Genomic DNA, 25,295 nt, shown 5'->3' with positions numbered 1-25,295 from the left:
CGGGAATTCACCGCCCCCCACGGCTGCCGCCGGGACGCGACTACCGGCCATGCGCAGCGCCGGACCCGTGAATCATCGATCGTCGCCCCGCGTCGAACCGAGCGAAGTGCACATCAATGTAGAGCATCGGGGGCACCCAAAGTGGGGGATGTGTGAAACACGTGCACGAGAGCTGAATCTTGATCTACCGAGCGGTGACCATCGGAGGGCGCCCCGGAGCCGCCGACGTACGGGGTGACCTGTGACGACGGGATTACACCGAGCCCTCACGCGCGATGATCCGGAGGCTTCCCGTCGTGGCCACCGACAGCGCGTTCAGGACATGGACCCGAGGTCCCGCCGCGGCGGATGACCAGGCCGTACCGGGGATCGGGCCGTTCGAAGCGGCGTTCGACGACGCCAGGGGAGCCGGCGGACGGACCGATCGATTCCGGACAACCGGCTGCCGCCGCCCCTTCCCCCACCCGCCAGGAGCCTCCGTGATCACTCGCCGAACCGTGCCGGGCGTCTCCGGCACGACCGCGGTGGCGGCGGTCCCGCGTGGGGACCGCCGCCACCGGACGGGTGACCGCCGGACGCCTCAGCCGGCGACCGCCGACCGTTCGGCACCGGACTCCGCGGCCTGCTGGATCCGGCCTGATCGGAGCACCTCGTCGACGGCCCACGGGCCCGGACCGAGCGTGGCGATCAGCAGGAAGATCCAGCAGTAGAGGGCCGACAGCTCGCCGCCGTTCTCGATCGGCAACAGGCCGTGGTGCCGGTGGACGACGAAGTACGCGTACGCCATGGAGCCGGAGCAGATCACGGCCGCGGGCCGGGTGAACAGGCCGAGCAGCACCAGCGCGCCGCCGGCCAGCTGGATGGCGGCGGCCCACCAGCCGGGCCAGGCCCCGGGGTGGAGCGTCCCGCCGTGGGTGCCAGCGGCACCGCCGAAGAAGCCGAAGAGCGAGGCGGTGCCGTGGCAGGCGAAGAGGAGTCCGGCGACGACGCGGAACACCGACTGCACGGGGCCGGCGAAACGCGCCTGGAGATGGTCGAGCACGAGTTCAGACCTCCGGGAAAGGGAATGGAATGTCCATGGCGGATATCCGTGGCGAATATCCGTCGTGATCAGGCGGAATTCACCCACCGTCCGATCGGCGATCCGGGACGCTACAAGCCTGCGCGAGCCGGTTGCCATGTCCGTCCGGCGAACGGTCGACCAATTCCCGAAGACACCCTGAATTTGACGCGGAGGGGCCAATCCGAAAGAACTCGGCGAATATCGCCGACCTGGTCGAACGCGCCGTTCGGCGACCGTTCACCGCACCGTCGTTGCCCGGCCCGGCCCGGATCCCGCATCCTTCGTCGCACCTCAGCGACCGCACCGGAGGGGCTTCGATGATCGGCCACCTGTCCCACCCCGCCGGCAGCACCCGCCCCGCGCTCGTCCTGGACCGACGGGTGCTGCCCCCGGACGGACGGGAACTCGACGAGGCCCTCCTGATCGCGCGGAGCTGGGTGGCCGACACCTACCGCGTTCCCGTCTCGGCCATCGCGATGATCGAGCCGTCCCGCGATCCGCGGTTCGACCTGGACTACCGGTCCGAGCGCCACGGCGGCGGCCACGCGCTCCTCGCCGCGGTCGCGGTGGCCGACCGGCTGGCCTGGCTGCCGCGCGACCGCCCGGCGTCCCGGGCGCGGATCAACGTGGTCGACACCGGGCACCGGGTGCTGTGCGAGCGCGACCACACCGGCACCGGCTTCGGCCTGGAGTTCGCCTACCGCCGGCCACGACGGCTCGGCGACCTGCTGCCGTCCGGCAGCGCCCTCCTGCCCGTCGACGGAATGGAGGTCTCGCTCGTCTCCGCCGGACGTCCGTACCTGTTCGTGGACGCCGCCGACCTCGGCGTCCACGACCAACGGGAACTCTTCGCCGACGCCTTCACCGCCCGCCTCGGCTGGCGGCTGGCCCAACTCGCCCGCGCAGCGGCCCGGTTGCTCGGCCCGGCGCGGATCGGCACCGGCCTGCGGGCCGCCGCGGTCGGGCAGTACCAGTACCGGCGCCTCGCCGTCCGGCCCCTGCCCGTCCCCGGCGACCGGATGCTCACCCCCGGCGGAACCACCACCCTGGCCGCCGCAGCGGCGATCGACGGCACCGTCCCGTACCGCCTGGCCCGCCGCGGCTGGAGCCGCCTGGACGAACTGGTCATCGACACCCCGGCCGGAACGACCGTCGCCCGCCTCTCGGTCTCCGGCTCCGGCGCCGACGACACCCTCAACCGGGCCGGCGTCCGCCGCAGCACGGTCCGGTACTGCGGCCCGGTCGTCATCGAACCCCTGCGCCACCTGCTGGGCACCCCCGACGGGCGGCTCTGCCGCCGGCGGTGAGCACGCCTGCTACATGTGCGTCCACCCGCCGTGCGCCAGGAGCAGGATCGGGCAGGCCGCGAGCAGCACCGGCATCGCCGTGCCGACCGTGCCGCGGTTGCGCCGACTCGCGAGCAGCAGCACGACACCCGACGGGCAGACGAAGACGAAGAAGGGCACCGCGAGCAGCAGGAACGGGACGGAGAGCACGATCTCGATCGCGAACTGGAGCCAGCCGACGGCGAGGCAGGTGATCCGGAACCCCGGATCACCCGGCACCACCAAAGGCAGCGCGGTCAGCCCGACCAGCGTGAAGAGGAGGGCCCAGTACCTCGGGCTCGCCGGGTAGTGCAGCCCCTCGGCGACGAACGGCACCCACGCGACCACGGCCAGGGCGACGAGCACCCGCGAGCTGGGGCGGACCCGGTGACGATCGAGCTCCGCTTCGACGAGAGCGGCGTGCTGCAGCGACGGTTCTTCGGTCATCCCGTACCCCCCGAGGGCTAAATTGAACACGTTCAAAGTAGCGCCAAGCACGCCCCGATGGAAACCCGGGGCCCGGACCGTTGACACCGCCACGACCGGCTCCTAGCGTGGCGCCGTCGATTACCCGTGAGTAGGGACCGTTGATGGCCGAGCCCCGCCCGTACGACCTCGTCCTGTTCGGTGCCACCGGGTTCACCGGCGGGCTCACCGCCGAGTACCTGGCCCGCACCGCACCCGAGGGGTGCCGCTGGGCACTCGCCGGGCGGGACGAGGGCAGGCTCGCCGCCGTCCGGGCGCGGCTGGCGCGGATCGACCCGCGCTGCGCCGACCTCCCCCTGCTGATCGCGGACGCCGCCGACCGCGCGGCGCTGCGCGACGTCGCCGGCTCCGCCCGCGTGGTGATCTCCACGGTCGGCCCGTACCTGCGGCACGGCGAGCCGCTCGTGGCGGCCTGCGCGGACAGCGGCACCGACTACGTGGACCTCACCGGCGAGCCGGAGTTCGTCGACCGGATGTACCTCCGGCACCACGAGCGGGCGGTGGCCACCGGCGCGCGGCTGGTGCACTCCTGCGGCTTCGACTCCGTACCGCACGACCTCGGCGTGCTGTTCACGGTCGAGGAACTGCTCCGCCGCGACGGCCCGTCGGCCCGGGTCTCCGTCGACGGCTTCGTCCGCGCGGGCGGCACCATCTCCGGCGGCACCTTCGCCTCGGCCATGACGGCCTTCTCCCGGCCCCGCGCGATGGCCCGGGCCGCCCGCGGCCGCCGCGCGGCCGAGCCCCGGCCGAAGGGACGGCTGGTCCGCACCCCGGCCGGCCGGCCGCACCGGTCACGGGCGGCCCGCGCGTGGGCCGTGCCGATGCCCACGATCGACCCGCAGGTGGTCTCCCGCTCGGCCGCCGCACTGGACGAGTACGGCCCGGACTTCGCCTACGCGCACTACGCGGCGGTACGACGGCTGCCGATCGCCCTCGCCGGTGTCGCCACGGTGACGGCCCTCGCCGTCGCCGCCCAACTGCCCACGCTGCGCCGGGCCCTGGGCCGGCTGCGCAAGCCCGGCGACGGCCCGAACGCGGAGCAGCGGGAACGCTCCTGGTTCGCCGTCCGCTTCGCGGCGCGGACGCAGGGCGGGCAAACGCTCCTCACCGAGGTGTCCGGCGGCGATCCCGGCTACCAGGAGACGGCGAAGATGCTGGCCGAGTCGGCGCTGTGCCTGGCCTACGACGACCTGCCGCCGGTGGCCGGGCAGTTGACCACGGCAGTGGCGATGGGCCGCCCCCTGATCGACCGGCTGATCGCAGCGGACATCTCCTTCCGCGTGCTGGACACCCCGCCGACGACCGCCCCCGGGCGGTAGGCACACGACGGGGTGTCACCGCTCAAGGGACTCCTTGGCGGCCGCAAGCGCGGCCTCCCAGGGGTACCCCTCGGGTCGCTCCTCGCCCGGATCGTTCGGCACGAAGCCTCCGTCGCCCAGCAGCACCCGGACCCCGGCCCCGCGCAACGTCTCGACGCTGCGCGGGAACTGGGGGTGCGCGGCGAGGGCCGTGTTCAGGCACGGCACCACCGTCACCGGGATTCCCTTGCCGATCGCCTCGGCCGCGTACCCCACGACCCAGGAGGTCGTGAGCCCGAGGGCGAGGCTGTTGATGCAGTTCATCGTGGCGGGCGCGAACAGGACCGCGTCGGCGGGCGGGAGGACGTCCGGGTCGCCCGGCCGCCGGTAGACGGACTTCACCGGATGGCCGGTCAGCCGCCTCAGCTTGGACATCTCCTCCTGGAGCCAGCCCGCCGCCGTCGGAGTGAGCCCGAGCGCGACGTCCCACCCCCTGAACTGGGCGTGCCGCACGATCTGCGCCGCACTCAGCACCGGCGGGGCGGCGGAGCCGAACAGGTACAGGACCGGGCGCGGGGAGGACGTGGCGACCATCAACCGATCTCCTCGACGTGGACGACGGTCGTGGACGTCGCGGTGGCCCGTGCGTACGCGACGGCGCGGATCTGGGACGGGCCGCAGGCCCACACCATGATCCGGCCGGCGGTCCGCGCCACCGGGCGGTCCCAGAGCGCCCGGACCAACCGGGGCCGGTGCACGCCGAGTTCGGCCCTGGCCCAGTCCGGGAGCAGGGCGATCGCGGCGTTCGTCAGCACCCGGACGGCAAGGCGTTCCCGGCGACTGCGGCCGAAGCCCCGCAGCAGGCGCAACACGTCCAGGGCCGGCCGCGTCACCCGCAGCTCCGGCCGGATCCGGGCCAGGTAGGCCGCCACCTCGGCGCGCGACCCGGGTATCGCGGCGGCGCCCAGCCGTTCGGCGACGCGCGCGGCCTCGGCGTAGTAGCGGTCGCACTCGGCAGCGGTCAGCGGGGTCGCGGCGAAGATCTGGTAGCCGGTCAGGAAGCAGTGCACCTCGGCGGTGTGCACCCAGGTGAGCAGCTCCGGATCGTCGGCACGGTACGGGCGGCCGTCCGGCGCGGTGCCCCGGATCCGCGGGTGGATCCTCCGGACGCCGGCTATCGCCGCCTCGGCCGCCGCCGTCGAACCGAGCGTGGTCGTGGTGACGAAGCGGGCCGTCCGGTTGAGCCGGCCGGTCGGATCGACCCGGAAGTCGGAGTGCGCGTCGACGGCCGCCATCGCCACCGGGTGCAGGGACTGCAGCAACAGGGCCGCGAAACCGCCCGCCAGCATCCCGGCCGGGTGCCCGTGCACCCGCCACACCACGCTGTCCGGACCGTACAGCCCGGGGTCCCCGGCCGGACGGTCGTACCGCTCCAGGTGCAGGTCCTGCCCGTGCACGGTCGCATTGATCTCGGCCAACAGCCGCATCCGCAACCGGACGAGCGGCCCGCGCCACGCTCCCGCCCCCATCAGGCCCACCCTTCCCACGCTCCGGGCCACCACAGTACCGAGGCGATCCCCGGGCGGGGAGTCCGGCCGCTGCCTCGACGACCCGACCTCGCCACCAGCGACAGCACCCCGCATGAGATCCGGACGGCAACGGCAGCGAGAGCCGACGGTGGACCCTGCCGTGGCCCTACGCGCGGCGGGTGCCGATCCGCCGTTGTCACCCGATGGTCGCCTCATCAATACCTCAGCTTTCATCCGAGAGGATCACGTGGTGATGAAGTGTCCGAACACGCGGCCGACAGGCCGGACCCCGGACACTCCTCATCCGCCACCCGCCGACACCCACCGAACGGAACAGAGCACCAGTGGGCGATCACAGCCGCCACGTCGCCACCGCCGCCACGGGCGCCGTCCACGCGCCCGACGCCCGTGCACCGCGGCCCGGACCGGCGGACGTGTCCTCGGCGGTCGCCGCCGCGCTGGCCGAGGTGCCGACGCGTTCGGCGACCGTCCGCGTTCCCGACCGGCTGCCACCCGTCCCCGTCGACCAGGGCCGGCTGGAGCAGACTCTCGCCGCGATGGTCCGGTCCGCGTGGCTGCGCACCCCGCTCGGAGCCCGCGTGCTCGTCCAGGCGACCACGGCACCGGAGCGCCCCGGCGGGCCGGGCGCCCTGCAGATCCGGGTGACCGACCGGGGCCCGGACGTGGCCGCGGGAGCCCGGCCCTGGCTGCACGCGAAGCCCCGGGGCCCTCAGGACCTTCACGGCACCGACGGCGGCGCGGGCCGGCTCACCGTGGAGGCCAACCCCGGGGGCGGACTCGTCCACGTCCTCACGCTTCCGCTGGCGAGCTGACCGGCGCCCCGCGACAACGTCTCAACGCCTCAACTCCTCAACGCTGAGGACCCGTCCGGAGGTCGTGGTACACAAGGGCAGGGTGCTCACCGCCTGCCCCCTTTGACGAAGCCTGGAGTTCACCGTGGGACTGGACGTGTTCTGGCACTCCGAACTCCCCGATCTGAGGAGCTGGGAGTCCCTGCAGCGGACGGTCACCGAATCCTTCGGGGATGAGCACGACGTCCTGATGGACGTCGTCACGAAGCTCCCCCGCAAGGGCTTCCCCGTCCTCGCGGCCATCGACCCCTACGGGGACACCGTGCTGGACTCCCGGCAATGCGCCTCCGCGCGCGCGGAGGTGCAGGGAATCACGACCTGGCGGGACGACTCACAACTGGTGAGCCTGGAAGCACTCCTGGGCAAGTGCAGCCAGGCGCCAGGCACCTACGTGTACGTCGCCGGCGACTGAGGCGACCGGACCGCACGGCGGTGGGGCGTCCTCGGACGCCCCGGCGAGGCGTTCGCGTCGATCGCGCCGCCGGGGCCGGACGAGGGCCGAGTCGGTGGCGGACCGGGATCCGGCGGAGGGCCGGTCAGCTCTCGGCAAGCCAGCGCGTGACGACGCCACCGAACCAGGCTGCGTCGTCCAGCCAGGGGTGGTGCCCAGCCCCGGGCTGCACGACGAGCTGCACCCAGCCGTCCGCGAACAGCTCGCCGAGCCGTGTCGCGAGCACCGGGCTGGGACTGAAGTCGAGCTCCCCGATCAGAATCAGGACCGGGATCTCGAGCCCCGCGATCGCGGCCCTCGTCGCCTCGGGGTCGAACGCGCCCTCGGCGTAGTGCGCCGCCCGGGCGTCACGGTTGAGCTGCGTGGCGCGCGTGGCATGGTGCTCCTGCGCGATCTCGTCCCACCGGCCGTACCAGAACGGGCCCGCCAGGGCGGCGTCCTCGTCGGACCCCACATCGGTCCAGTCCCTGCGGAACGCGCCGATCGCCTCGTCGTACCAGGGCTCGTCCTTCCGCAGCGAGGTCGCGGCCTCGCGGCTGCCCTCGTCGACCGGGATCCCGACGGCCCGCATCCCCGGCGTGATCAGCGCGATGCGTGCGACGCGCTCGGGGTGGCGCTGCATGTAGAGGACGCCGAGGTTCGCCCCGGCCGAGTGGGTGAGCAGGTCGACCTTCTCCAGCCCGAGGTGCACGCGCAGGGCCTCGACGTCCGCGACGACCCGGTCGCAGCGGTAGCTCTCGACCTCGGCGGGCTCGGGGGAATCACCGGTGCCGCGGTGGTCGAGCAGGACCAACTGCCGGTGGGCGGACAGCCCGCCGTAGTCGCCGAGGTACTCCGAGGCGCGCATCGCGCCGCCGGGCAGGCAGATCAGCGGCTCGCCCTCGCCGATGAGGTGGTAGGCCAGTTCGGTACCGTCGTAGGAAGAGAAAGTTGGCATGCTGCGAGCTTTCCACCCGGTTGTTGATCTTCGCAAGGCGCTCCCGTCCCGGCGCCGTGGCAACGGCCCGCACCGGCCGGACCGCGGTCAGCGGCGGAACAGGCCGCGCCGCTTCGCCGGGGGTGGCGGTGGCGGGTCGAGGAGGGCCTCGACGGCGTGGAGGAAGGGGCGGGCCTCGGCGGTCATGCCGGTCCGGTGCAGGCGGTGGCGTCCTTCCCCCTCCCACTCGCCCAGCACCGCCCCGCGCTCGCCCGTGATCGGGTCGACCGCGTACTCCAGGGTGAAGGCCCGCAACGCGGACCCGTCGCTCGGCCAGGCCAGCACCACCGCGAAGGCTTCCGTCGCCGCCCGCGGCACCGGCAGGGCGACGAGGAGCATGCGGTGCCGCCCGCCCCGGACGAAACCGCCCCGGAGGCCGTCGGGCTCCAGCCGGTGCTCGACGGGCAGGCTCGCGCCGTACCCCTCCCAGAGCCGTCGCAGCTCGGTGTCGAGCCGCTCCCCCGGTACCGAGCCCAGCTCCGGGAGCGAGGGCAGCAAGCGGTGCGCGAAGCGGTAGTGGTGCGGACGCGGCGCGGGCAGGTCCCCTCCCCCGCCAGCCAGCCGGGTGACCGCGGCGACCACCTCGTCCACGTGCACGAGGTCCAGCAGACCGCCCTCGCCCACCTCGGTGAGCGGCGTCAGCTCTCCGCCGCGCCACCAGTAGGTGTGCCGGGACAGCGGCGAGGCGGACGCGTCGCACTCCCGGGCGGCCGTCTCGATCAGGACCTGCAGCACATCCGGTACTTCGGCGTCGAACGGCGCGAACAGCAGCCGGAACGGCGTCGGGAACGCCACCACCGCGCCGTCCGGCGGCAGGTCCCGCCCGGCGACCGCACGGTAGAGCGCGTCCAGGACGAGGACCCGGCTCCCCGTCAGCGCCGAGCCCCCGGTGACGACGTGGAGGCTGCCGCCCTGCCCGGTCGGCCGGACCTCGTGCCGCTCGACGGGCAGCCGGGCGAGCCGCGCCCGTGCGTCCACGCGCAACCGCGACGCTTCCCCGAGTTCGGCGACGGCCTCCGACGTCAGCACCTGCCAGCCGACGGACGACTCCAGCGCGAGTAACTCCATTACCCCGGGCGAGATTTCGAGCGCATGCGGGAGCCGCGCGGGATCGACCAGCGTGGTGGCGTCCAGGAGCACCGGGTAGAGCCGGGCGGCCGTCTCCTCCGGGGAGCCCGCGTCGCCCGCCATCGGCCCCTGGACGGCGACGACCAGTTCGAGGACGTGGGCCCGGACCAGTTCCGCCAGCGGAACGTCCGGCCGCCGTTCCACCAGCTCCAGCAGCCTGCCGAGCCCGTAGTCGCGCCCGTGAAGGTCCCGGGCCACCTCCCCGTGCAGGGTGACCTCGTTCCCGAACTCCGCGAACGCCGCCCGCACGTGCGCGGCCAGCTCCGGCTCCAACTCGCGCTGCCCCATCGTCCCCTCCCGGCTCCCGGTCCGCCCCGTCCGACCGAAGACGTGACCGGTGTCCCACCCGGTTGCCGCATGGGCGCGATCGGATGGCGACACGCACACATGTCACGGCAAGGCGGCATGGGGACCCGAGCCGCCGACGGTGCCTTCGGGAAATCAACCGAAGCAGGCTTAAGAGCCGCTTACGGTGACAGATATTGACGTGTTCGCGCCCCGGCGGGAGGGTGGCGGGCAGGCGGCGCCGTCCGGGTCGCCGCCCGTCCCCCACCCCCCGGAGCCCCCGTGATCACTCGCCGGACCATGCTCGGCGCCTCCGTCGCGGCCCTGGCCACGCCCGCGCTGTTCGCCCTGTCGCAGCGCGCCGACGGCACCACCACCCCGCAGCGGCTCGACGTCGATCTGGTCAACACCGTGCCGTCCCAGCCGGTTTACGCCTACGTCCTCGGTCTCGACCCCGCCCAGGGCAACAGCTGGGCCTTCCTGCGCTCCGACGGCAGCACGCTCTACCACCCGCCCTCCCCCAGCGCCCCGGGCGCGCCGCTCGGGGCCGACTGCGCCATCGCGCTGGGCGCGTCCGGTGGCACCCCGCGGCGGATCAGCCTGCCGTACCTCTCCAGCGGGCGGATCTACTTCTCCATCGGCCGCGAGCTCACCTTCCTGATCAACCCGGGCCCGGGCATCGCGCTGCCCTCGGTGAGCAACCCCACCGATCCCAACATCGCCACCGCCTACGGCTTCTGCGAATTCACCTACGGGCCCGACCAGTTGTACGCCAACATCAGCTACGTCGACTTCGCCGCCGTCCCGATCGCGTTCGACCTGGCCGCCGGCGACGGACGGCAGAACGTCAGCGGCCTGCCCGTCGGCGGCCTGGAGTCCGCCGCGGCCTCGCTGCGCACGCAGGCCACCGCCGACGGCGGCGACTGGTCCCGGCTGATCGTCCCGGACCCCGCCGGCCGGACCCTGCGCATCCTCAGCCCCAACACCGCGATCAGCAGCGACCCGTCACTGTTCAACGGCTACCTGGACGACTACCTCTCCGCCGTGTGGCAGAAGTACCAGAGCACCGACCTCGTGGTCGACACCCAGTCCGGCTGGGGCACCGTCACCGGCCGGGTCCGCGACGGCGTCCTCACCTTCCCCGGTGCCGGCGGCTTCACCAGGCCCTCCACCGCCGCCGTCTTCAACTGCAGCTCGGCGCCGTTCACCACCGGCAACGACCTCATGGGCAACCTGAGCGCACGCCTCGCCGCCGCGCTCAACCGCACCACCCTGCTGGACGATCCGCACCAGCCGGACGGCGAGAACCCGGCCGCCTTCTACACCACCGCGCGCACCAATCACTACGCCCGCATCCTGCACGCGACCAACCCCGACCACCTCGGCTACGCGTTCCCCTACGACGACGTCCACCCGGCCGGCGTGGACTTCGAGGGCAAGGTGCAGTCGGCGAACCCGACCCTGCTGTCCGTCACCGTCGGCGGCACCCGGACCCCGCCCGGCCCAGGGCCGTCGCCGTCGCCGTCGCCCCAACCCGGCGGCGGGACCAGCGCGTTCGGCACCATCCGGGCCGAGTCCTACAGCGCGCAGTCCGGCACCGCGCTGGAGCCCTGCGCCGACACCGGCGGCGGCCACGACGTCGGCTGGATCGCGAACGGCGACTGGCTCGCCTACGCGGGCGTCGACTTCGGCGGCTCCGGCGCGACCCGCTTCCTCGCCCGGGTCGCCTCCGGCGCCGCCCCCGGCGTCAGCGGTCTGGTCCAGGTCAGGCTGGACAGCCCGACCGCGGCACCGGTCGGCAGCTTCGCCGTCGCCAACACCGGCGGCTGGCAGGCCTGGCGGACGGTGCCCGCCGACATCACCCGGACCACCGGCACGCACACCGTCTACCTCACCTTCGCCAGCGGCCAGGGCGCCGACTTCGTCAACGTCAACTGGTTCACGTTCGGCTAGCCGACACGCTGTGACCGCCAGGGGCAGCCCTGATCCGAGCTGCACGGGCAGCCCGGCCGCCCGCGGCGGTCGTCAGACGCAGAGCACCTCGACGCCCTGGGCGGCGATCTGCTCGACCACCTCGTCGGGTGCGTCGCCGTCGGTGACCAGTACCGCGATGTCGCCGATCGCGCAGACCTTGGCGAAGGCGCGCCGGCCGAGCTTGGTGGAGTCGGCGACGACGATCACCTTGGCGGCCCGCTCCGTCATGGCGCGGTTCGTACTGGCCTCCCCCTCGTCGTGGGTGGCCGCGCCGAAGGCGGGGTCGATCGCGTCCACGCCGAGGATCATGCAGTCCATCGAGAGGCCCTGGAGCACGAGGGTGGCCAAGGGGCCGGTCGCCTCGTAGGAGTTGGACCGGATGACGCCCCCGGTGATGACCGTCTTCACGTACGGGCGCACCGCCAGCTCGTTGGCGATGTTGATCGCGTTCGTGACGACGGTCAGCGCCGGCCCCTCGGAGTGCTCGGCGAGGTCCGCCCGGACGGCCAGCTCGCGGGCGACCTCCGAGGTCGTCGTCCCGCCGTTGAGGCCGACGACCGCACCGGGCGGCACGAGCCCGGCGGCCGCCCGCGCGATGCGGTGCTTCTCGTCGGCCTGCCGCGCGGTCTTGTAGCGCAGCGGCAGGTCGTAGGCGACCCCGCCCAGGACGGCGCCGCCGCGCGTGCGGGTCAGCAGCTGCTGCCGGGCCAGCTCCTCCATGTCACGGCGCACCGTGGCCGTGGAGACCCCCAGGAGCTCGGCGGCCTCGACGACGTCGATCCGGCCCTTGTCGCCCAGGATTTCGAGCAGTCGCGTCCACCGGTCGTGCATGCCCACTCCACTTTCCACTGTCTGCGCCGTCACCAAGCGTATATCGCGCGTGGATCATGCGGGACCGGCCGAGGAGGTCTCCCCGTCCGTTTCGCTACTTGACCGAGCCGGCGGTGAGGCCCGCGACGACGTGGCGTTCGATGAAGGCGAAGAGGATGACGACGGGGACGATCGCGACGAGTGACGCGGCGAACACCTGGTTCCACTGCACGCTGTAGGCGCCGATCATGTTGTCGATCCCGACGGTGAGGGGCTGGCGCTCGGGCGTGGTGGTGAGGGTGAGCCCCATGACGAACTCGTTCCAGGCCGAGATGAACGTGAAGATCACGGCGGTGACGACGCCGGGCAGGGCCAGCGGCAGGGTGACGCGGAAGAACGCGCCGATCCGGCTGCTGCCGTCGATCTGGGCGGCCTCCTCCAGTTCCACCGGGATGGAGGCGATGTACGCGCTGAGGATCCAGATCGCGAACGCCAGGTTGAAGGCGGCGTTGGCGAGCACCAGCACCCCCACGCTGTCGAGGAGGCCGAGGGTGTGGAACTCCCGGTAGAGGCCGACCTGGAGTGCGGTGGGCTGGAACATCTGGGTGATCAGGACGAGGAGCAGGAACGCCTTGCGGCCGCGGAAGCGGACCCGGGCGGTGTGGTGCGCGGCGGGCAGGGCGACCAGCAGCACGAGCAGGGTGGAGCCACCGGCGACGAGGAGCGTGGTCCGGAGGTTGCCGCCGAGGGTGGTGTCGGTCCAGACCCTCGTGAAGGAGGAGAGGTCGAAGCTGGTCGGCAGGTAGGCGTTGTCGCGCAGTTGGCCTGCGGGCCGGGTGGCCGTGACGAGCATCTCCAGGTAGGGCAGGAGGAACAGGGCCGCGAGTGCCCAGGCGGTGGCGGCGTAGAGGGCGGTCCGGGCGGTCGGGCGGCGGGCGGGCGACCGGGGCGGGCGGTTCATCGGTTCTCCTGCTCGTTCCAGCGGCTGACCTTGAGGAAGAGCAGCACCATGACGATGACGGCGGCGAAGTTGACGACGGACATGGCGGCGGATTCGGCGACGTCGTAGCCGCGCAGCATGTACATGAACACGGTGGTGGTGGCGGTGTCGGCGTTGGGTCCGCCCTGGGTCATGCCCCAGATGACGGGGAAGGAGTTGAAGACGTTGATGAGGTTGACGACGAGGGCGACGAGGAAGGCCGGGCGCAGCAGCGGCAGTGTGACGAGCCGGTAGGTCTGCCGGGGGGTGGCGCCGTCGACGCGGGCGGCTTCGTAGACCTCGGTGGGGATGGTCTGGAGGCCGGCGAGGAGGGTGTAGGTGGTGAAGGGGAGGGAGACGAAGACCGCGACGGCGATGAGCCAGGGTTTGGCGTGGGTGGCGTCGCCGAGCCAGGCTTGTGGGTGGTCGATGAGGCCGAGGTCGAGCAGGAGGCGGTTGAGGACGCCGGCGACCTGGTCGAGCATCCAGCGGAAGCCGATCGCGGTCATGAGGACGGAGGCGGCCCAGGGGGCGATGAGGGCCCAGCGGGTGATCCGGCGGCCGGGGAAGTCCTGGTTGAAGAGCTGGGCGAGGGCGAGCGAGAGCAGCATCGTCAGGCCGACGACGGCGACCGTCCAGAGCACGGTCCAGCCGAGGACCTCGGGCAGGCGCGGGTCGGCGAACAGTTTGCGGTACTTGGCCAGGCCGGCCGCGCCGTGGTCGGTGCCGGTGGTGTCGATGCGCCGCAGCGAGGTGCGGACCATCTCCACCACCGGCCAGACGACCACGGCGAGGATCAGCAGGACGGCGGGCGCGATCCAGGGCAGTGGACCGAGGCGGTCCAGGAGGCGCAGGGGCCGGTGGGCCCGGCGGGCCGTGCGGCCCGCCGGGACGGCGGTGGTGGCGGGGCGGGACACGGGGGATTCCTGTCTGTGGCTCGGCCGACGACTCACTGACCGGCCTGCTGGGCGGCCTGCTGCAACGCGCCAAGCGTCCTCTTCGGGTCGCTGACGGCGGTGCCGATCTGGGTCTTGACCTGGGCGGAGACCGCGGGCCAGGTCGGGTCGCTCAGCGGGTAGAAGCTCGCGGTGGGCAGGGCCTGCAGGAACGGCAGCAGGTCCTTCTCGTCCGGGTCGCCCTGCAGGGCCGCCGACGCGGACTGGGTGACCGGCAGCAGGTTGTACTCCTTGGCGAACTTCACCACGTTGTCCTTGCCGTAGGCGAAGTCGAGGAACGCCTTGACCTGGTCCTTGTGGCCGCGCTTCTTGAAGGCCATCATCCAGTCGCCGACGCCGAGGGTGGCCTTGGTGGCGCCGTCCTTGCTCGGCATCGCCGTCCAGCCGACGTCCATGCCCTTCAGGTCCGCGAGCTGTCCCGGGAAGCCGTTGAGCATGCCGACCTTGCCGGACGCGAAGTCCTTGGTGAGGTCGGTGCGGTTGACGGCCGCCGGGCTCTGCTCGGTCAGGCCCGCGTCGACCCAGGACTTCAGCTGCGCGAAGGTGTCGAGGTTGGCGGGCGAGTCGATGGCGTAGTGCCCGTCCTGCCCTTGGTAGCCGCCGTGGTTCTCCAGCATCCAGATGAACGACTCGCCCTGCGCCTCCTCCTTGCCGAGCGGCACCCCCAGCGGGATCTCGACTCCCGCCTTCTTGAGCGCGGTGGCGGCGGCGGTGACGTCCGCCCACGTCCTCGGGGGCTTGGCCGGGTCGAGGCCGGCCTTGCGGAAGAGGGCGTTGTTGACCAGGAACAGCCGCGTGCTGGCGACGAACGGGATGCCGTACTGGGTGCCGTCCTGCTCGCCCGCCCGGGCCATTGCGGGGACGAAGTCGATCGCGGTGTTCCCGGAGAGCACCTCCTGGGCCGGGTAGAGCAGGCCGTCCTTGGCGAAGTCCGCGTAGCCGCCGGTCTGCAGGAGGTCCGGCTGGTTGCCGTTCTGCACCATCGTCTTGACCTGGGCGTCCAGGTCGTTCCAGTTGATCACCTGCAGGTCGACCTTGATCTTCGGGTTCTGCTGCTCGAACGCCGAGATCACGCCCTGCCAGTACGCCTGGCCGGGGTTCTGTCCGTTGGAGCCGTAGTCCGCCGCGACGAACTTGATCGTCGTGGTGCCGTCGGCCGAGGGCCCGGAGCCGTCGGAGCCGGAGCCGCAGGCCGACAGCGTGAGCGCGGCGGCCAGACAGACGGCGGGGAGGACGAGGACGCGCGGGTTCATGGGGGACCGCCTTTGCGGGGAGGAGGGGGTCGCGAGCCGGCCATGCGCCGCCATGCTCATTGGTGAGCGAAGCAGGCAGATATGCGCACGCTTGAACATTCTCGCGAGGAGAGTGTGCAACGCCGACGCCCCCGCAGGCCAGTCGGCGTTACCGAAGTGTTGCCGGAAGATTCGGTCGGCAGGACTCCGCGCAGATGCCTTGACTCATGCGCACCGCAGCCTCGAAGCTGTCGCGCACACGCTCGAAGATGCCCACTAGACGTGGATTTAGAGCAACTTTGCTCATTCGACTCCAACCCACTGTGGAAGGATTCCCCATGACCAGACGCCCCCTCCGGGCCGCGTCCGTCCTGCTGTGTACGACGCTGATCGTCACCGGCTCCGCCCTCACCGTGACCCCGGCCGCCGCCGACGACGGCGTGACCGCCCCGGTCGCCAACTACTCGGCCGCGGCCACCCCGCAAGGGCCGATCGCCGCCACCCCGCCGATGGGCTTCAACAACTGGGCCCGCGCCACCTGCACTCCCCAGGCGCCGCTCGACGGCTCGCCGCGGCTCGGCTACTCCTTCCAGCAGTACATGGAGGACAACGCCAAGGGCCTGTCCGACGCCGGGCTGATCGCCGCCGGGTACAAGACCGTGACGGTCGACGACTGCTGGATGTACCGCAACGGCTCCGGCTACCTGCACGGCGCGGCCAACTGGGGCTCGCGCACGGACGTTCGCGACACCACCCAGCAGCCCGGCTTCGACGACGAGCTGACCGCCTACGGCGACTACCTGCACGGCCTGGGAGCCAGGTTCGGCATCTACGAGACCTCCGGCACCCACACCTGCTCGACCGTCGCACCGACCTCGCCCAACCTGCCCAACGGCAGCGAGCACTACGAGCAGAACGACGCCGGCTCCTTCGTCTCCTGGGGAGTCGACACGCTCAAGTACGACAACTGCGGGCAGCAGGAGCCGATGCGGACGCTCGACAGCCGCATGGCGGGCGACCTCGCCACCGCCGTCACCGCCGCCAACAACGCCGGCACCCCCACGCCGAACGTCACGTTCAACATCTCGGCCCCCGCCGCCTACGGCAACGGATCCACCAAGTCCGACGCCATGACCTGGGTGCGCGGCCTCGGCCAGCTCTGGCGGGTCGGCCCGGACATCTTCAACGACTACGACAACGGCGCCACCGACCCGTGGAACCAGCCGCTCGGCGTGCAGTCCTCGTACAACTTCGGCGCCTACCAGAGCTTCGACAACTCCCTGGAGCTCAGCCGCTACCAGGGGCCCGGCGACTGGAACGACGCCGACATGCTGCTCATCGGCGACAACGGCATGACCACGGCCGAGGAGCGCAGCCAGATGTCGCTGTTCTCCGCGCTCGCCGCGCCGCTCGTCATCTCCACCGACGCCCGCAAGTTCTCCCCGTCGTACATCGCCGCGCACCCGGCGGAGGCGGCGCACCTCAACGCGTCGGTCGGCATCCTGGGCAACTCCGAGGTCATCGCCGTCGACCAGGACCCGCTGGGCGCCGGCGGCCAGCGGGTGGTCGGCGGCGGTGCCAACGCGGACGGCACCCCCGCCGCGAGCAGCGGCGTCGACGTCGTGGTGAAGCCGCTCGCCGACGGCAGCCGCGCCGTGGTGGTGCTCAACAAGGGTGCTTCCGCCGCGAATTACACCCTCGACCTGCACGCGATCGGCTTCGACGCCACCGGCGGCTACACCGTCCGGGACCTGTGGGCCCACACCACCGCGACGTCGGCGGGCACCGTCGGCCTCACCGTGGCCCCGCACGACAGCGCCATGCTGAGGATCACCCCGCCGAGCGGCAGCGGCGCCACACCGCGCGGCCAGATCACCGCCTCCCGCGACAGCTGGGGCAAGGCCTCGCTCTGCCTGGACAACTACCAGTCCCGGACCGCCGACACCGCCGTCGACGTGTACCCGTGCTCCGGCACGTCCAACCAGCAGTGGCAGCGCGACACCGACGGCTCCGTCCGGCTGCTCCAGGGCGGCGGCGCCGATCTGTGCCTCACCGCGCAGAGTTCGACCGGCACCGGGGTGGTCAACGGACAGCAGGGCCAGTGGGTCGGCGTCGCCCCCTGCGGCTCCGACCCGGGCTACCAGAGCTGGACGTACGACCGCGACGGGAACCTGAAGCTCGCCGGCACGAACCTGTGCCTGGACGTCTACCGCGGCACCACCACCACGGCGGGAACCCCGGTCGACGTCTACACCTGCGGCGTCGCACCCGGCGCGATCCAGACCAACCAGACCTGGGCCGCGCCCTTCGACGCCCCGCCCGGCGCCTGACGTCGGGCTGAGCGGCCCGGGGCGGGTGGCGCGGCCTCGACATCGGCACCCCGTCCACCCTCGTGTCCATCCGCCCCGGGCCGCTTCCTCTGCTGCAATGTTCTGCGCACTGTTGCGCACTTCTGCTCATTCTCACTATCTTCAGAGCATCACCGCGCAGGCGTCGCCGCTCCGCCGCGCCTCTTCCCCCTATGCAGGAGCCCTCCATGACCCACGTCTCCGACGAGATAGCCAGCCAGCCGAGCACCTGGCGCCGCGCCCTGGACCTCACCCCCGGCGGGCTGCCCGAGCCCGGCGAACGGGTCGCCGTCCTCGGCTGCGGCACCTCGCTGTACATCGCGCAGGCCTACGCCGCACTGCGCGAAGCCGCCGGACAGGGCGAGACCGACGCCTTCGCCGCCTCCGAGTTCCCGGCCGGCCGCCGCTACGACCGGGTGCTCGCCATCAGCCGCTCCGGCACCACGACCGAGGTGCTCGCCGCCCTGCGGCAGGCCGCCGACGTCGGCACGCCCACGGTCGCGATCACCGGCGACACCGCGACCGCGATCAGCGCGGCCGCCGGCACCGTGATCGACCTGGGCTTCGCCGACGAGAAGTCCGTCGTGCAGACCCGGTTCGCCACCACGGCCCTCGTCCTGCTGCGCGCCCACCTCGGCCTCGTCCCCACCGACCTGCCCGAGCAGGCCGAGCGCGCCCTCCTCACCCCGCTGCCCCAAGGGGCCGTGGCGGCGCGCCAGTTCACCTTCCTCGGCGCCGGCTGGACGGTCGGCCTGGCCAACGAGGCGGCGCTCAAGCTGCGCGAGGCCTCCGGGTCGTGGACGGAGTCCTACCCGGCGATGGAGTACCGGCACGGCCCGGTCAGCGTCACCGAACCCGGCAGCGTGGTGTGGTTCTTCGGCCCGCCGCCGGCCGGGCTGCTCGACGAGGTCCAGGCCATCGGCGCGCTCGCCTCCGTCTCCGACCTCGACCCACTGGCCGACCTGATCCGCGCCCAGCGCCTCGCCGTCGAGCTGGCGCACGGCCGCGGCCTCGACCCCGACCAGCCGCGCAACCTCACCCGCTCCGTCGTCCTGACCGCCCCGGCCGGGCCGGGTGCCTCCGGGCCGGAGGGCACGGCATGACGGTCATCGCCCTCGACGTCGGCGGCACCCAGATCAAGGCCGGCGCCATGGCCGACGACGGCACCCTCGTCCACACCGAACGCCGTCCCACCCTGGCCGAACGCGGCCCGGACGCCGTCGTCGACACCGTCCTCGGGTTCGCCGCCGACCTCGCCCGCACGTTCGCGCCGTCCGCCGTCGGCATCGCGGTCCCGGGCATCGTCGACGAGACGACGGGCACGGCGGTGTTCGCGGGCAACCTCGGCTGGCAGCACGTCCCGGTCCGGAGCTGGCTCACGGAGGAACTCGGCCTCCCGGTGGCCTTCGGGCACGACGTCCGCGCCGGCGGGCTCGCCGAGGCCAGGCTCGGCGCCGGCCGGGGCTGCCGCTCCTTCCTGTTCGTCCCGGTCGGCACCGGCGTCGCCGCCGCCGTCATGCTCGACGGCCGGGCCCTGGCCGGCCGGCACAGCGGCGCCGGCGAACTCGGCCACCTGCGCGTGCGGCCCGACGGGGAGCCCTGTCCCTGCGGCGGCCGCGGCTGCCTGGAGACCGTCGCCTCGGCCGCCGCCATCGCCCGCCGCTACGGCCGGGCCACCGGGGAGACCGGCCTCGGCGCCAAGGAGGTCCAGCAACGGGCCGCCGACGGTGACGACGTCGCGGCCGTGATCTGGCAGGACGCCGTCGAGGCGCTCGCCGACGGCCTCGCCGCCGCCGTCACCCTGCTCGACCCCGAACGGATCGTCATCGGCGGCGGTCTGGCCCAGGCCGGGGCCTCGTACTTCGACCCGCTGCGCAGAGCGCTCGCCGACCGGCTGACCTTCCAGGGCATGCCGCGGATCGTCCCCGCGCGGCTCGGCCACCAGGCCGGGTGCCTGGGCGCCGCGCTGCTCGCCCGGGACCTCCCGGGCGTCCGGGTGCCGGCCCCGTTCCGGAGGGCCGACCGGTGATCCTGACCGTCACGTTCCGGAGGGCCGACCGGTGATCCTGACCGTCACGCTCAACACCGCCCTCGACCTCACCTACCGCCTCGACCGGCTGCGGCCCCAGGCCGACAACCGGGTCCGCGAGGCGGCCGCCCGCGCCGGCGGCAAGGGCGTCAACGTCTCCCGCGTCCTGCACGCCCTCGGCCACGAGACGGTCGTCACCGGCCTGGCCGGCGGACCCAGCGGCGACGCCGTCCGCGCCGATCTCGCGGCGGCCGGGCTCACCGACGCACTCGTCCCGATCGCGGGCGAGACCCGCCGCACCGTCGCGGTCGTCGAGGACCACCTCGGCGACTCCACCATCCTGCTGGAGCCGGGCCCGGTGGTCACCGGCGCCGAGTGGAGCGCCCTCCTCGGCCGGTACGACCGCCTGCTCCCCCGCGCCCGTGCGGTCGTCCTCTCCGGCAGTCTCCCCGGCGGCCTGCCCGACGACGCCTACGCCGTGCTGATCCGCCTCGCCCACGGCCACGGCGTGCCCGCCGTCCTCGACGCGAGCGGCGACGCCCTGCACGCCGGCGTCGAGGCCGCACCCGCGATCGTCAAACCGAACGCCGCCGAACTCCGGGCCGCCAGCGGCACCGCCGACCCGCGCGCCGGCGCCGCGGCGCTACGGGCCGCCGGTGCCCGGGCGGTGGTGGCCTCGCTCGGCCCCGACGGCCTGATCGCCGTGACCCCACAAGGGAGTTGGCGGGCCAGGCCGCCGCGCGCACTCGCCGGCAACCCCACCGGTGCGGGCGACGCGGCCGTGGCCGCGCTGGCGCTCGGGCTGGTCTCGCACACGCCGTGGCCGCTGCGGCTGACCCGCGCGGTGGCCCTGTCCGCGGCCGCCGTCGCCGCGCCGCTGGCCGGGGACTTCGACCCCGCTGTCCACCGCAGCCTGCTGCAGGAGGTGACCGCCGAGCCGCTCACCGAAACATCAACTGCTGCTCCTCCAGAGGCCGTTCAACCAGATTCCACTCAAGCACCCACCACTCGCGAAGGAGAGTCCCGATGCCACTGACGGGTACCGGAGAGATCGTCACCGCCGCCGGCACCGGTCGCGGTGTCGGGGCGTTCAACGTCATCCAGCTCGAACACGCCCAGGCCATCGTCGCCGGAGCCGAGGCCGCCGGATCTCCGGTGGTGCTGCAGATCAGCGAGAACGCCGTCCGCTACCACGGCGGCCTGGCCCCGGTCGGCCGGGCCGTCCTGGCCGTCGCCGCGGCTGCCGCCATGCCGACGGCGGTCCACCTCGACCACGCGACCTCCGCCGAACTCGTGCGAGAGGCAGTCGAATTGGGCTTCTCCTCGGTCATGTTCGACGCCTCCGCCCTGGACTACGCCGACAACGTGCGGGCGACCGCCGAGGTGGTCGCCCACTGCCACGCGGCGGGCGTCTGGGTCGAGGCGGAGCTCGGCGAGGTCGGCGGCAAGGACGGTGTGCACGCCCCCGGCGCGCGGACCGACCCCGCCGAGGCCGCCGCGTTCGTCACCGCCACCGGCGTGGACGCCCTGGCCGTCGCGGTCGGGACCTCGCACGCCATGCTCACCCGCGACGCGGCACTGGACTTCGAGCTGATCTCCGCGCTCCGGGAGGCCGTGCCCGTCCCACTGGTCCTGCACGGTTCCTCCGGCGTGGCCGACGACCACCTCGCCACCGCCGTGCGGCACGGCATGACCAAGATCAATATCGCCACCCACCTCAACCAGGTGTTCACCACCGCCGTCCGCGAGGTGCTCGCCGCCGACGAGCGGCTGGTCGACACCCGGCGCTACCTCGGAGCCGGCCGCTCCGCGATGGCCGAGGAGGTCACCCGCCTGCTGGGGGTCCTGAACACGGCGCCCCGGGGGCTGTCCGTGAGCTCGCTCTGAGGAGGTCCACCCGAGCGAGGAGATCCACCCGAGCCCGCTCCGGCCGTGACACGGCCCGGAGCGCGCTCCCCGGCCGGGCAATCGAAAACATTGCCTCGCTAGGTTTTTAGTTTTACCGTGGCAGGGACGCAGCGGCGCCCCCACCCGCTCGCCCCGCCGCCGACGCGCCGTGCACGACTCCAGCCCGCCGCGTCGGCCGACGGACCCCTGCCCCCGTGAAGGACGTCCCGCCATGTTCGCCTGCGGCTCCGGTCTGCCCCTCCCGTCCGACTTCCTCTTCGGCGCCTCCACCTCGGCCCACCCGACCGAAGGCGGCAACACCGCCAGCGACTGGTGGCACCTGGAACACGGCGATGCCGCCCCGGTTCCCGAACCCAGCGGCGACGCCGCCGACAGCTACCACCGCTGGCCCGCCGATCTCGACCTGCTCGCCGAACTCGGCTTCACCGACTACCGGTTCGGCATCGAGTGGGCGCGCATCGAACCCGCCCCCGGCCACATCTCCCGCGCGGCCGTCGCCCACTACCGGCGCATCGTCGACGGAGCCCTCGACCGCGGCCTGCGCCCCATGGTCACGCTGCACCACTTCACCCTGCCGCGCTGGTTCGCCGACCGCGGCGGCTGGCGGGCCCCGGACGCCGTCGACCGCTTCGCCCGGTACGCCGCGGCCACCGCGCCGATCATCGGGGACGACGTCCGGCACGTCTGCACCTTGAGCGAACCGAACCTGGTCGCCGCGCTTCCGACCGCCGCCGCCGTTCCCTCCCCCCGCCCGCCGCTCCCCGATCAGGCGCCGACCGATCCGGCACTGGCCGATCCGGCGCTGGCCGATCCGGCACTGACCGAGGTGCTCGTCCGGGCCCACGCGGCCGCGACCGCCGTCGTCAAGGAGGCCTCGCCCGCCGTCCGCACCGGGTGGTCCGTCGCCAGCCGGGCCTGCCAGGCCGCCCCCGGCGCCGAGGAGGCCATGGCCGCCTACCGCCACGCCCGCGAGGACGTCTTCCTGGAGGCCGCCCGCGGCGACGACTGGATCGGCGTGCAGGCCAGCACCCGCACTCGAATCGGCCGCCAGGGCCCGCTTCCCGCGCCCGAAGGCGCCGAGGTCACCCTCGGGGGCTCGGAGTACGACCCCGCCGCACTCGGCGAGGCGCTGCGCCACACGGCGTCCGTGGTCGGCGACGTACCCATCATCGTCACCGGGAACGGCATCGCCACCAACGACGACGGCCGCCGCATCACCTACACCCGCCGAGCCCTGGAGGACCTGGCCCTGGCCCTGGCCGACGGCCTCGACATCCGCGGCTACCTGCACGGGAGCGCCCTCGACGGCTACGAGTGGGGTTCCTACCGGCCGACATCCGGCCTGATCGCCGTCGACCCGCACACCTTCCTGCGCGTCCCGAAGCCCTCCGCCCGCTGGCTCGGCCGGATCGCCCGCACCGGCATCCTGCCCTGGCCCGCCGGGTCCACGACCGAGCGCTCCGCCGGGTGAACGGCCGGCCGCGCCGACGGACGAACGGCCCGCCGCGACGGGCCGGGGTCAGCCGGCCCCGCCCGCGATCGGCTGTTCGGCCCAGATCGTCTTGCCGCGCCGGCCGTAGCGGCAGCCCCAACGGGTGCTGAGCTGGGCGATCAGGAACAGCCCCCGGCCGCCCTCGTCGGTGTTGCGGGCCCTGCGCAGCCTGGGCTGGGTGTTGCTCGGGTCGGTGACCTCGCAGAGCAGTACCCGGTCGCGGATCAGGCGCAGCCCGATCGGGGCGCCGCCGTAGCGGACCGCGTTGGTGACCAGCTCGCTGACGATGAGCTCGGTGGTGAAGGCCAGGTCCTCCAGCCCCCAGGCCGCGAGTCGCCGGGCGACGGCCTCGCGGGCGTCGCCGACCGCGGCCGGATCCGCCGGGAACTCCCAGTGCGCGGTGGCCCCCTCCGGGACGGCCCGGGTGCGGGCCAGCAGCAGCGCGATGTCGTCGCGGCGCGGGTGGGTGCCGAGTTCCGCGAGCAGGGCGTGCCCGGTCTCGGTGAGGCTCCGCCCCGGTCCGCAGAGTCCGGGGAGGAGGTCCGCCAGCCGCCGCAGTCCGGCGTCGGCGTCGTGGTCGTCGCCTTCGAGCAGGCCGTCCGTGCACAGGACGAGGACGCTCCCGGGCGCCAGGTCGATCGTGGTGGCCTCGTAGGGCGCGCCGCCCACCGCCAGCGGCGGGCCGGGGACGACCGCCACCACGTGCGCGGTGCCGTCGGGGCGCACCACGACGGGCGGCGGGTGCCCCGCGCTGACGAACGTGCACCGGCAGGCGACCGGGTCGTAGACGGCGTACAGGCAGGTGGCGCCGACGGCGTCCTGGGTCCCGGGCGGCGCCTCCTCGGCGAGGCGCTGGACCAGGTCCTCGACGTGGGTGAAGAGGTCCTCGGGGTCCAGTTCCAGGTCGGCGAGGGTGCGGATCGCGGTGCGCAGCCGGCCCATGGTGGCGGCGGCGTGCAGGCCGTGGCCGATCACGTCGCCGACGACCAGGGCGACCCGGAGCGACGGCAGCGGGATCACGTCGTACCAGTCGCCGCCGATCTCGGCCCCGCCGCCGGCCGGGCGGTAGATCCCGGTGGTCTCGGTCGCCGCGGTGTCGGTGGTCTCCGGCGGGAGCAGTCGCCGCTGGAGCGCGACGGCCGCGCGGTGCTCGCGGGTGTAGCGGCGGGCGTTGTCGATGGCGAGCGCACCCCGTGAGGCGATCTCCCGCAGCACGCCGGCCTCCCGTGCGGTGAACGCCTCGGGGTCGTCCACCCGCCAGACGGACAGGCTGCCGAGCATCAGGCCGCGGGCCAGCAGCGGGGCCACGACCGTCGAGCGCCCGCCCTCCGGGAGGAGCAGTCCGGCCAGCCGCTCGTCGCCGCCGAGCAGGGCGGCGGCCTCGTCCCGGCCGAGGATCACCGCCCCGTCGCGGCGCACCCTGGTGACGACTTCGCGGTCGACGTACGGGAGGGCGGGGATCGCCTCGCCCAGCTGGACGTGTCCGGCCGGCCAGGTCCCGTCGGCCGAGGCGACGGCGACCTTGCGCATGTGGGGGTCGCCGCCGCCGATCCAGCGCGGTGGCTCGTCGCCGGCCAGCACGGCGTCGGCCAGGTCGACCGAGGCGAGCTGGCCGAGGGCGGGGACCACGACGTCGGCCAGTTCCTGCGCGGTGCGCTCCACGTCGAGCGATCCTCCGACGCGCAGGGCGGCCTGGTGGAGCACGTCGAGGTGCCGGAGGGTCCGCTGCTGTTCGACGGCGGCGTCGGCCTCCGCACGTTGGGCGCCCGGCTGCGCGCGGTGTGCCAGGACGAGGACGTCGGACGAGCCCTCCAGGGGCATCGTCCGGAAGGCGACGTCGACCGTGTGCCCGGAACGGTGCCGCAGGAGCGCCCGGCCGGCCGTCGGGACCGCGACGGCCGCGGCACGGGACGGCTTTTCCGGATCACGTGCGAGCAGGTCCCGGACGGGATGGCCGCAGACCTCGGCGGCCTCGCGCCCCACCAGTTCCGCCGCTGCCGCGGACCACCGGGTCACGGTGCCCCGGTCGTCGAGGACCGCGGCGGCGAGGGCGTCGAAGGGGAAGGACCGGTCGTCGGCGGAACCGCTGGGAACGTCCATCTCGCTCCTCGTCGGTGGAATCACCCGTCCCAGGAGGACCATCCCATTATCGGT

General features: G+C 73.4%; 22 protein-coding genes. 11 read left to right on the top strand and 11 right to left on the bottom strand.

Annotation, left to right across the window (positions count from 1 at the left end):
* Window positions 1–580: 580 nt before the first annotated feature.
* On the bottom strand, window positions 581–1,042 hold the full coding sequence (locus ACFVSN_RS17715) for a DoxX family protein (RefSeq protein ID WP_387955875.1): 462 nt from the start codon (window positions 1,040–1,042) through the stop codon (window positions 581–583).
* A 338-nt stretch (window positions 1,043–1,380) separates the two neighbouring features.
* On the opposite strand from ACFVSN_RS17715, the gene ACFVSN_RS17710 reads away from it, so the two are divergent.
* A complete protein-coding gene (locus ACFVSN_RS17710) occupies window positions 1,381–2,370 on the top strand; it encodes a hypothetical protein (protein ID WP_387955873.1) in 990 nt (329 codons plus the stop codon).
* A 9-nt stretch (window positions 2,371–2,379) separates the two neighbouring features.
* On the opposite strand, the gene ACFVSN_RS17705 is transcribed toward ACFVSN_RS17710, so the two are convergent.
* Complete coding sequence (locus ACFVSN_RS17705; protein WP_387955871.1) at window positions 2,380–2,835, bottom strand: hypothetical protein; 456 nt, start codon at window positions 2,833–2,835, stop codon at window positions 2,380–2,382.
* A gap of 143 nt (window positions 2,836–2,978) precedes the next feature.
* Between ACFVSN_RS17705 and ACFVSN_RS17700 the strand changes: the two genes are divergently transcribed.
* Window positions 2,979–4,193, top strand: a complete 1,215-nt coding sequence (locus tag ACFVSN_RS17700) for a saccharopine dehydrogenase family protein (RefSeq protein ID WP_387955870.1) — start codon at window positions 2,979–2,981, stop codon at window positions 4,191–4,193.
* A gap of 15 nt (window positions 4,194–4,208) precedes the next feature.
* Here ACFVSN_RS17700 and ACFVSN_RS17695 read toward each other — a convergent pair whose 3' ends face one another.
* Together ACFVSN_RS17695 and ACFVSN_RS17690 are read right to left on the bottom strand one after the other, a co-directional pair.
* Entirely contained in the window at window positions 4,209–4,766 is a 558-nt protein-coding gene (locus tag ACFVSN_RS17695; protein ID WP_387955868.1) for a flavoprotein, read from the bottom strand.
* Window positions 4,766–5,701: an oxygenase MpaB family protein gene (locus ACFVSN_RS17690; protein WP_387955866.1), complete on the bottom strand. Its 936-nt coding sequence runs from the start codon at window positions 5,699–5,701 to the stop codon at window positions 4,766–4,768. The genes ACFVSN_RS17695 and ACFVSN_RS17690 overlap by 1 nt, the downstream gene beginning before the upstream one ends.
* Window positions 5,702–6,045: 344 nt before the next feature.
* On the opposite strand from ACFVSN_RS17690, the gene ACFVSN_RS17685 reads away from it, so the two are divergent.
* Both ACFVSN_RS17685 and ACFVSN_RS17680 read left to right on the top strand, forming a co-directional pair.
* The gene (locus tag ACFVSN_RS17685; protein WP_387955864.1) at window positions 6,046–6,534 is read left to right on the top strand and encodes a hypothetical protein; all 489 of its coding nucleotides are present in this window, start codon (window positions 6,046–6,048) and stop codon (window positions 6,532–6,534) included.
* A 124-nt stretch (window positions 6,535–6,658) separates the two neighbouring features.
* Entirely contained in the window at window positions 6,659–6,985 is a 327-nt protein-coding gene (locus tag ACFVSN_RS17680; protein ID WP_387955863.1) for a hypothetical protein, read from the top strand.
* A gap of 124 nt (window positions 6,986–7,109) precedes the next feature.
* Here ACFVSN_RS17680 and ACFVSN_RS17675 read toward each other — a convergent pair whose 3' ends face one another.
* Both ACFVSN_RS17675 and ACFVSN_RS17670 read right to left on the bottom strand, forming a co-directional pair.
* Window positions 7,110–7,961: an alpha/beta fold hydrolase gene (locus tag ACFVSN_RS17675; protein WP_387955862.1), complete on the bottom strand. Its 852-nt coding sequence runs from the start codon at window positions 7,959–7,961 to the stop codon at window positions 7,110–7,112.
* Between the two features lie 87 nt (window positions 7,962–8,048).
* Window positions 8,049–9,416, bottom strand: coding sequence for a hypothetical protein (locus tag ACFVSN_RS17670; protein ID WP_387955861.1), 1,368 nt, complete (start codon window positions 9,414–9,416; stop codon window positions 8,049–8,051).
* A 279-nt stretch (window positions 9,417–9,695) separates the two neighbouring features.
* On the opposite strand from ACFVSN_RS17670, the gene ACFVSN_RS17665 reads away from it, so the two are divergent.
* Window positions 9,696–11,366, top strand: a complete 1,671-nt coding sequence (locus tag ACFVSN_RS17665; protein ID WP_387955859.1) for a beta-1,3-glucanase family protein — start codon at window positions 9,696–9,698, stop codon at window positions 11,364–11,366.
* 72 nt (window positions 11,367–11,438) lie between these two features.
* On the opposite strand, the gene ACFVSN_RS17660 is transcribed toward ACFVSN_RS17665, so the two are convergent.
* The 4 genes from ACFVSN_RS17660 to ACFVSN_RS17645 form a co-directional block, all read right to left on the bottom strand.
* A complete protein-coding gene (locus ACFVSN_RS17660) occupies window positions 11,439–12,218 on the bottom strand; it encodes a DeoR/GlpR family DNA-binding transcription regulator (protein ID WP_387955857.1) in 780 nt (259 codons plus the stop codon).
* Window positions 12,219–12,312: 94 nt separating this feature from the next.
* Window positions 12,313–13,158, bottom strand: coding sequence for a carbohydrate ABC transporter permease (locus ACFVSN_RS17655; RefSeq protein WP_380448867.1), 846 nt, complete (start codon window positions 13,156–13,158; stop codon window positions 12,313–12,315).
* Window positions 13,155–14,093 carry a carbohydrate ABC transporter permease gene (locus ACFVSN_RS17650; RefSeq protein ID WP_387955855.1) on the bottom strand — a complete coding sequence of 313 codons (939 nt, stop codon included), beginning with the start codon at window positions 14,091–14,093 and terminating at the stop codon, window positions 13,155–13,157. Before ACFVSN_RS17650 ends, ACFVSN_RS17655 begins: the two co-directional genes overlap by 4 nt.
* Before the next feature lie 32 nt (window positions 14,094–14,125).
* Window positions 14,126–15,385 (bottom strand): extracellular solute-binding protein, encoded by a 1,260-nt coding sequence (locus ACFVSN_RS17645; RefSeq protein ID WP_387955854.1) that lies wholly within the window; start codon window positions 15,383–15,385, stop codon window positions 14,126–14,128.
* 317 nt (window positions 15,386–15,702) lie between these two features.
* On the opposite strand from ACFVSN_RS17645, the gene ACFVSN_RS17640 reads away from it, so the two are divergent.
* The 6 genes from ACFVSN_RS17640 to ACFVSN_RS17615 all read left to right on the top strand — a co-directional run bounded on the left by ACFVSN_RS17640 (window position 15,703) and on the right by ACFVSN_RS17615 (window position 23,120).
* On the top strand, window positions 15,703–17,694 hold the full coding sequence (locus ACFVSN_RS17640) for a ricin-type beta-trefoil lectin domain protein (protein WP_387955852.1): 1,992 nt from the start codon (window positions 15,703–15,705) through the stop codon (window positions 17,692–17,694).
* A gap of 206 nt (window positions 17,695–17,900) precedes the next feature.
* Window positions 17,901–18,815: an SIS domain-containing protein gene (locus tag ACFVSN_RS17635; RefSeq protein ID WP_387955851.1), complete on the top strand. Its 915-nt coding sequence runs from the start codon at window positions 17,901–17,903 to the stop codon at window positions 18,813–18,815.
* Window positions 18,812–19,741, top strand: a complete 930-nt coding sequence (locus tag ACFVSN_RS17630) for an ROK family protein (protein ID WP_387955849.1) — start codon at window positions 18,812–18,814, stop codon at window positions 19,739–19,741. The genes ACFVSN_RS17635 and ACFVSN_RS17630 overlap by 4 nt, the downstream gene beginning before the upstream one ends.
* A 31-nt stretch (window positions 19,742–19,772) precedes the next feature.
* A complete protein-coding gene (locus ACFVSN_RS17625) occupies window positions 19,773–20,777 on the top strand; it encodes a 1-phosphofructokinase family hexose kinase (protein ID WP_387955847.1) in 1,005 nt (334 codons plus the stop codon).
* A complete protein-coding gene (locus tag ACFVSN_RS17620) occupies window positions 20,768–21,628 on the top strand; it encodes a ketose-bisphosphate aldolase (RefSeq protein WP_387955845.1) in 861 nt (286 codons plus the stop codon). The genes ACFVSN_RS17625 and ACFVSN_RS17620 overlap by 10 nt, the downstream gene beginning before the upstream one ends.
* 232 nt (window positions 21,629–21,860) lie before the next feature.
* On the top strand, window positions 21,861–23,120 hold the full coding sequence (locus ACFVSN_RS17615) for a family 1 glycosylhydrolase (protein ID WP_387955843.1): 1,260 nt from the start codon (window positions 21,861–21,863) through the stop codon (window positions 23,118–23,120).
* Window positions 23,121–23,168: 48 nt separating this feature from the next.
* Here the strand turns inward: ACFVSN_RS17615 and ACFVSN_RS17610 are convergent, their stop codons facing one another.
* On the bottom strand, window positions 23,169–25,241 hold the full coding sequence (locus ACFVSN_RS17610; RefSeq protein WP_387955841.1) for a SpoIIE family protein phosphatase: 2,073 nt from the start codon (window positions 25,239–25,241) through the stop codon (window positions 23,169–23,171).
* Window positions 25,242–25,295 lie beyond the last annotated feature (54 nt).

The organism is Kitasatospora sp. NPDC057904 (genome assembly GCF_042887925.1).
Taxonomy (GTDB): Bacteria; Actinomycetota; Actinomycetes; order Streptomycetales; family Streptomycetaceae; genus Kitasatospora.
The sequence above is the reverse complement of the archived record's forward strand: the minus strand, read 5'-3'. Positions and strand labels throughout refer to the sequence as shown.

Excerpts from the sequence above, each read along its gene's own strand:
- ACFVSN_RS17640 (WP_387955852.1), top strand. The coding sequence starts at position 15,703 with ATGACCAGACGCCCCCTCCGGGCCGCGTCCGTCCTGCTGTGTACGACG.
- ACFVSN_RS17635 (WP_387955851.1), top strand. The coding sequence starts at position 17,901 with ATGACCCACGTCTCCGACGAGATAGCCAGCCAGCCGAGCACCTGGCGC.
- ACFVSN_RS17615 (WP_387955843.1), top strand. The coding sequence starts at position 21,861 with ATGTTCGCCTGCGGCTCCGGTCTGCCCCTCCCGTCCGACTTCCTCTTC.
- ACFVSN_RS17675 (WP_387955862.1), bottom strand. The coding sequence starts at position 7,961 with ATGCCAACTTTCTCTTCCTACGACGGTACCGAACTGGCCTACCACCTC.
- ACFVSN_RS17690 (WP_387955866.1), bottom strand. The coding sequence starts at position 5,701 with ATGGGGGCGGGAGCGTGGCGCGGGCCGCTCGTCCGGTTGCGGATGCGG.
- ACFVSN_RS17670 (WP_387955861.1), bottom strand. The coding sequence starts at position 9,416 with ATGGGGCAGCGCGAGTTGGAGCCGGAGCTGGCCGCGCACGTGCGGGCG.
- ACFVSN_RS17700 (WP_387955870.1), top strand. The coding sequence starts at position 2,979 with ATGGCCGAGCCCCGCCCGTACGACCTCGTCCTGTTCGGTGCCACCGGG.
- ACFVSN_RS17705 (WP_387955871.1), bottom strand. The coding sequence starts at position 2,835 with ATGACCGAAGAACCGTCGCTGCAGCACGCCGCTCTCGTCGAAGCGGAG.
- ACFVSN_RS17655 (WP_380448867.1), bottom strand. The coding sequence starts at position 13,158 with ATGAACCGCCCGCCCCGGTCGCCCGCCCGCCGCCCGACCGCCCGGACC.
- ACFVSN_RS17620 (WP_387955845.1), top strand. The coding sequence starts at position 20,768 with ATGCCACTGACGGGTACCGGAGAGATCGTCACCGCCGCCGGCACCGGT.
- ACFVSN_RS17645 (WP_387955854.1), bottom strand. The coding sequence starts at position 15,385 with ATGAACCCGCGCGTCCTCGTCCTCCCCGCCGTCTGTCTGGCCGCCGCG.
- ACFVSN_RS17630 (WP_387955849.1), top strand. The coding sequence starts at position 18,812 with ATGACGGTCATCGCCCTCGACGTCGGCGGCACCCAGATCAAGGCCGGC.
- ACFVSN_RS17710 (WP_387955873.1), top strand. The coding sequence starts at position 1,381 with ATGATCGGCCACCTGTCCCACCCCGCCGGCAGCACCCGCCCCGCGCTC.
- ACFVSN_RS17610 (WP_387955841.1), bottom strand. The coding sequence starts at position 25,241 with ATGGACGTTCCCAGCGGTTCCGCCGACGACCGGTCCTTCCCCTTCGAC.
- ACFVSN_RS17660 (WP_387955857.1), bottom strand. The coding sequence starts at position 12,218 with ATGCACGACCGGTGGACGCGACTGCTCGAAATCCTGGGCGACAAGGGC.
- ACFVSN_RS17695 (WP_387955868.1), bottom strand. The coding sequence starts at position 4,766 with ATGGTCGCCACGTCCTCCCCGCGCCCGGTCCTGTACCTGTTCGGCTCC.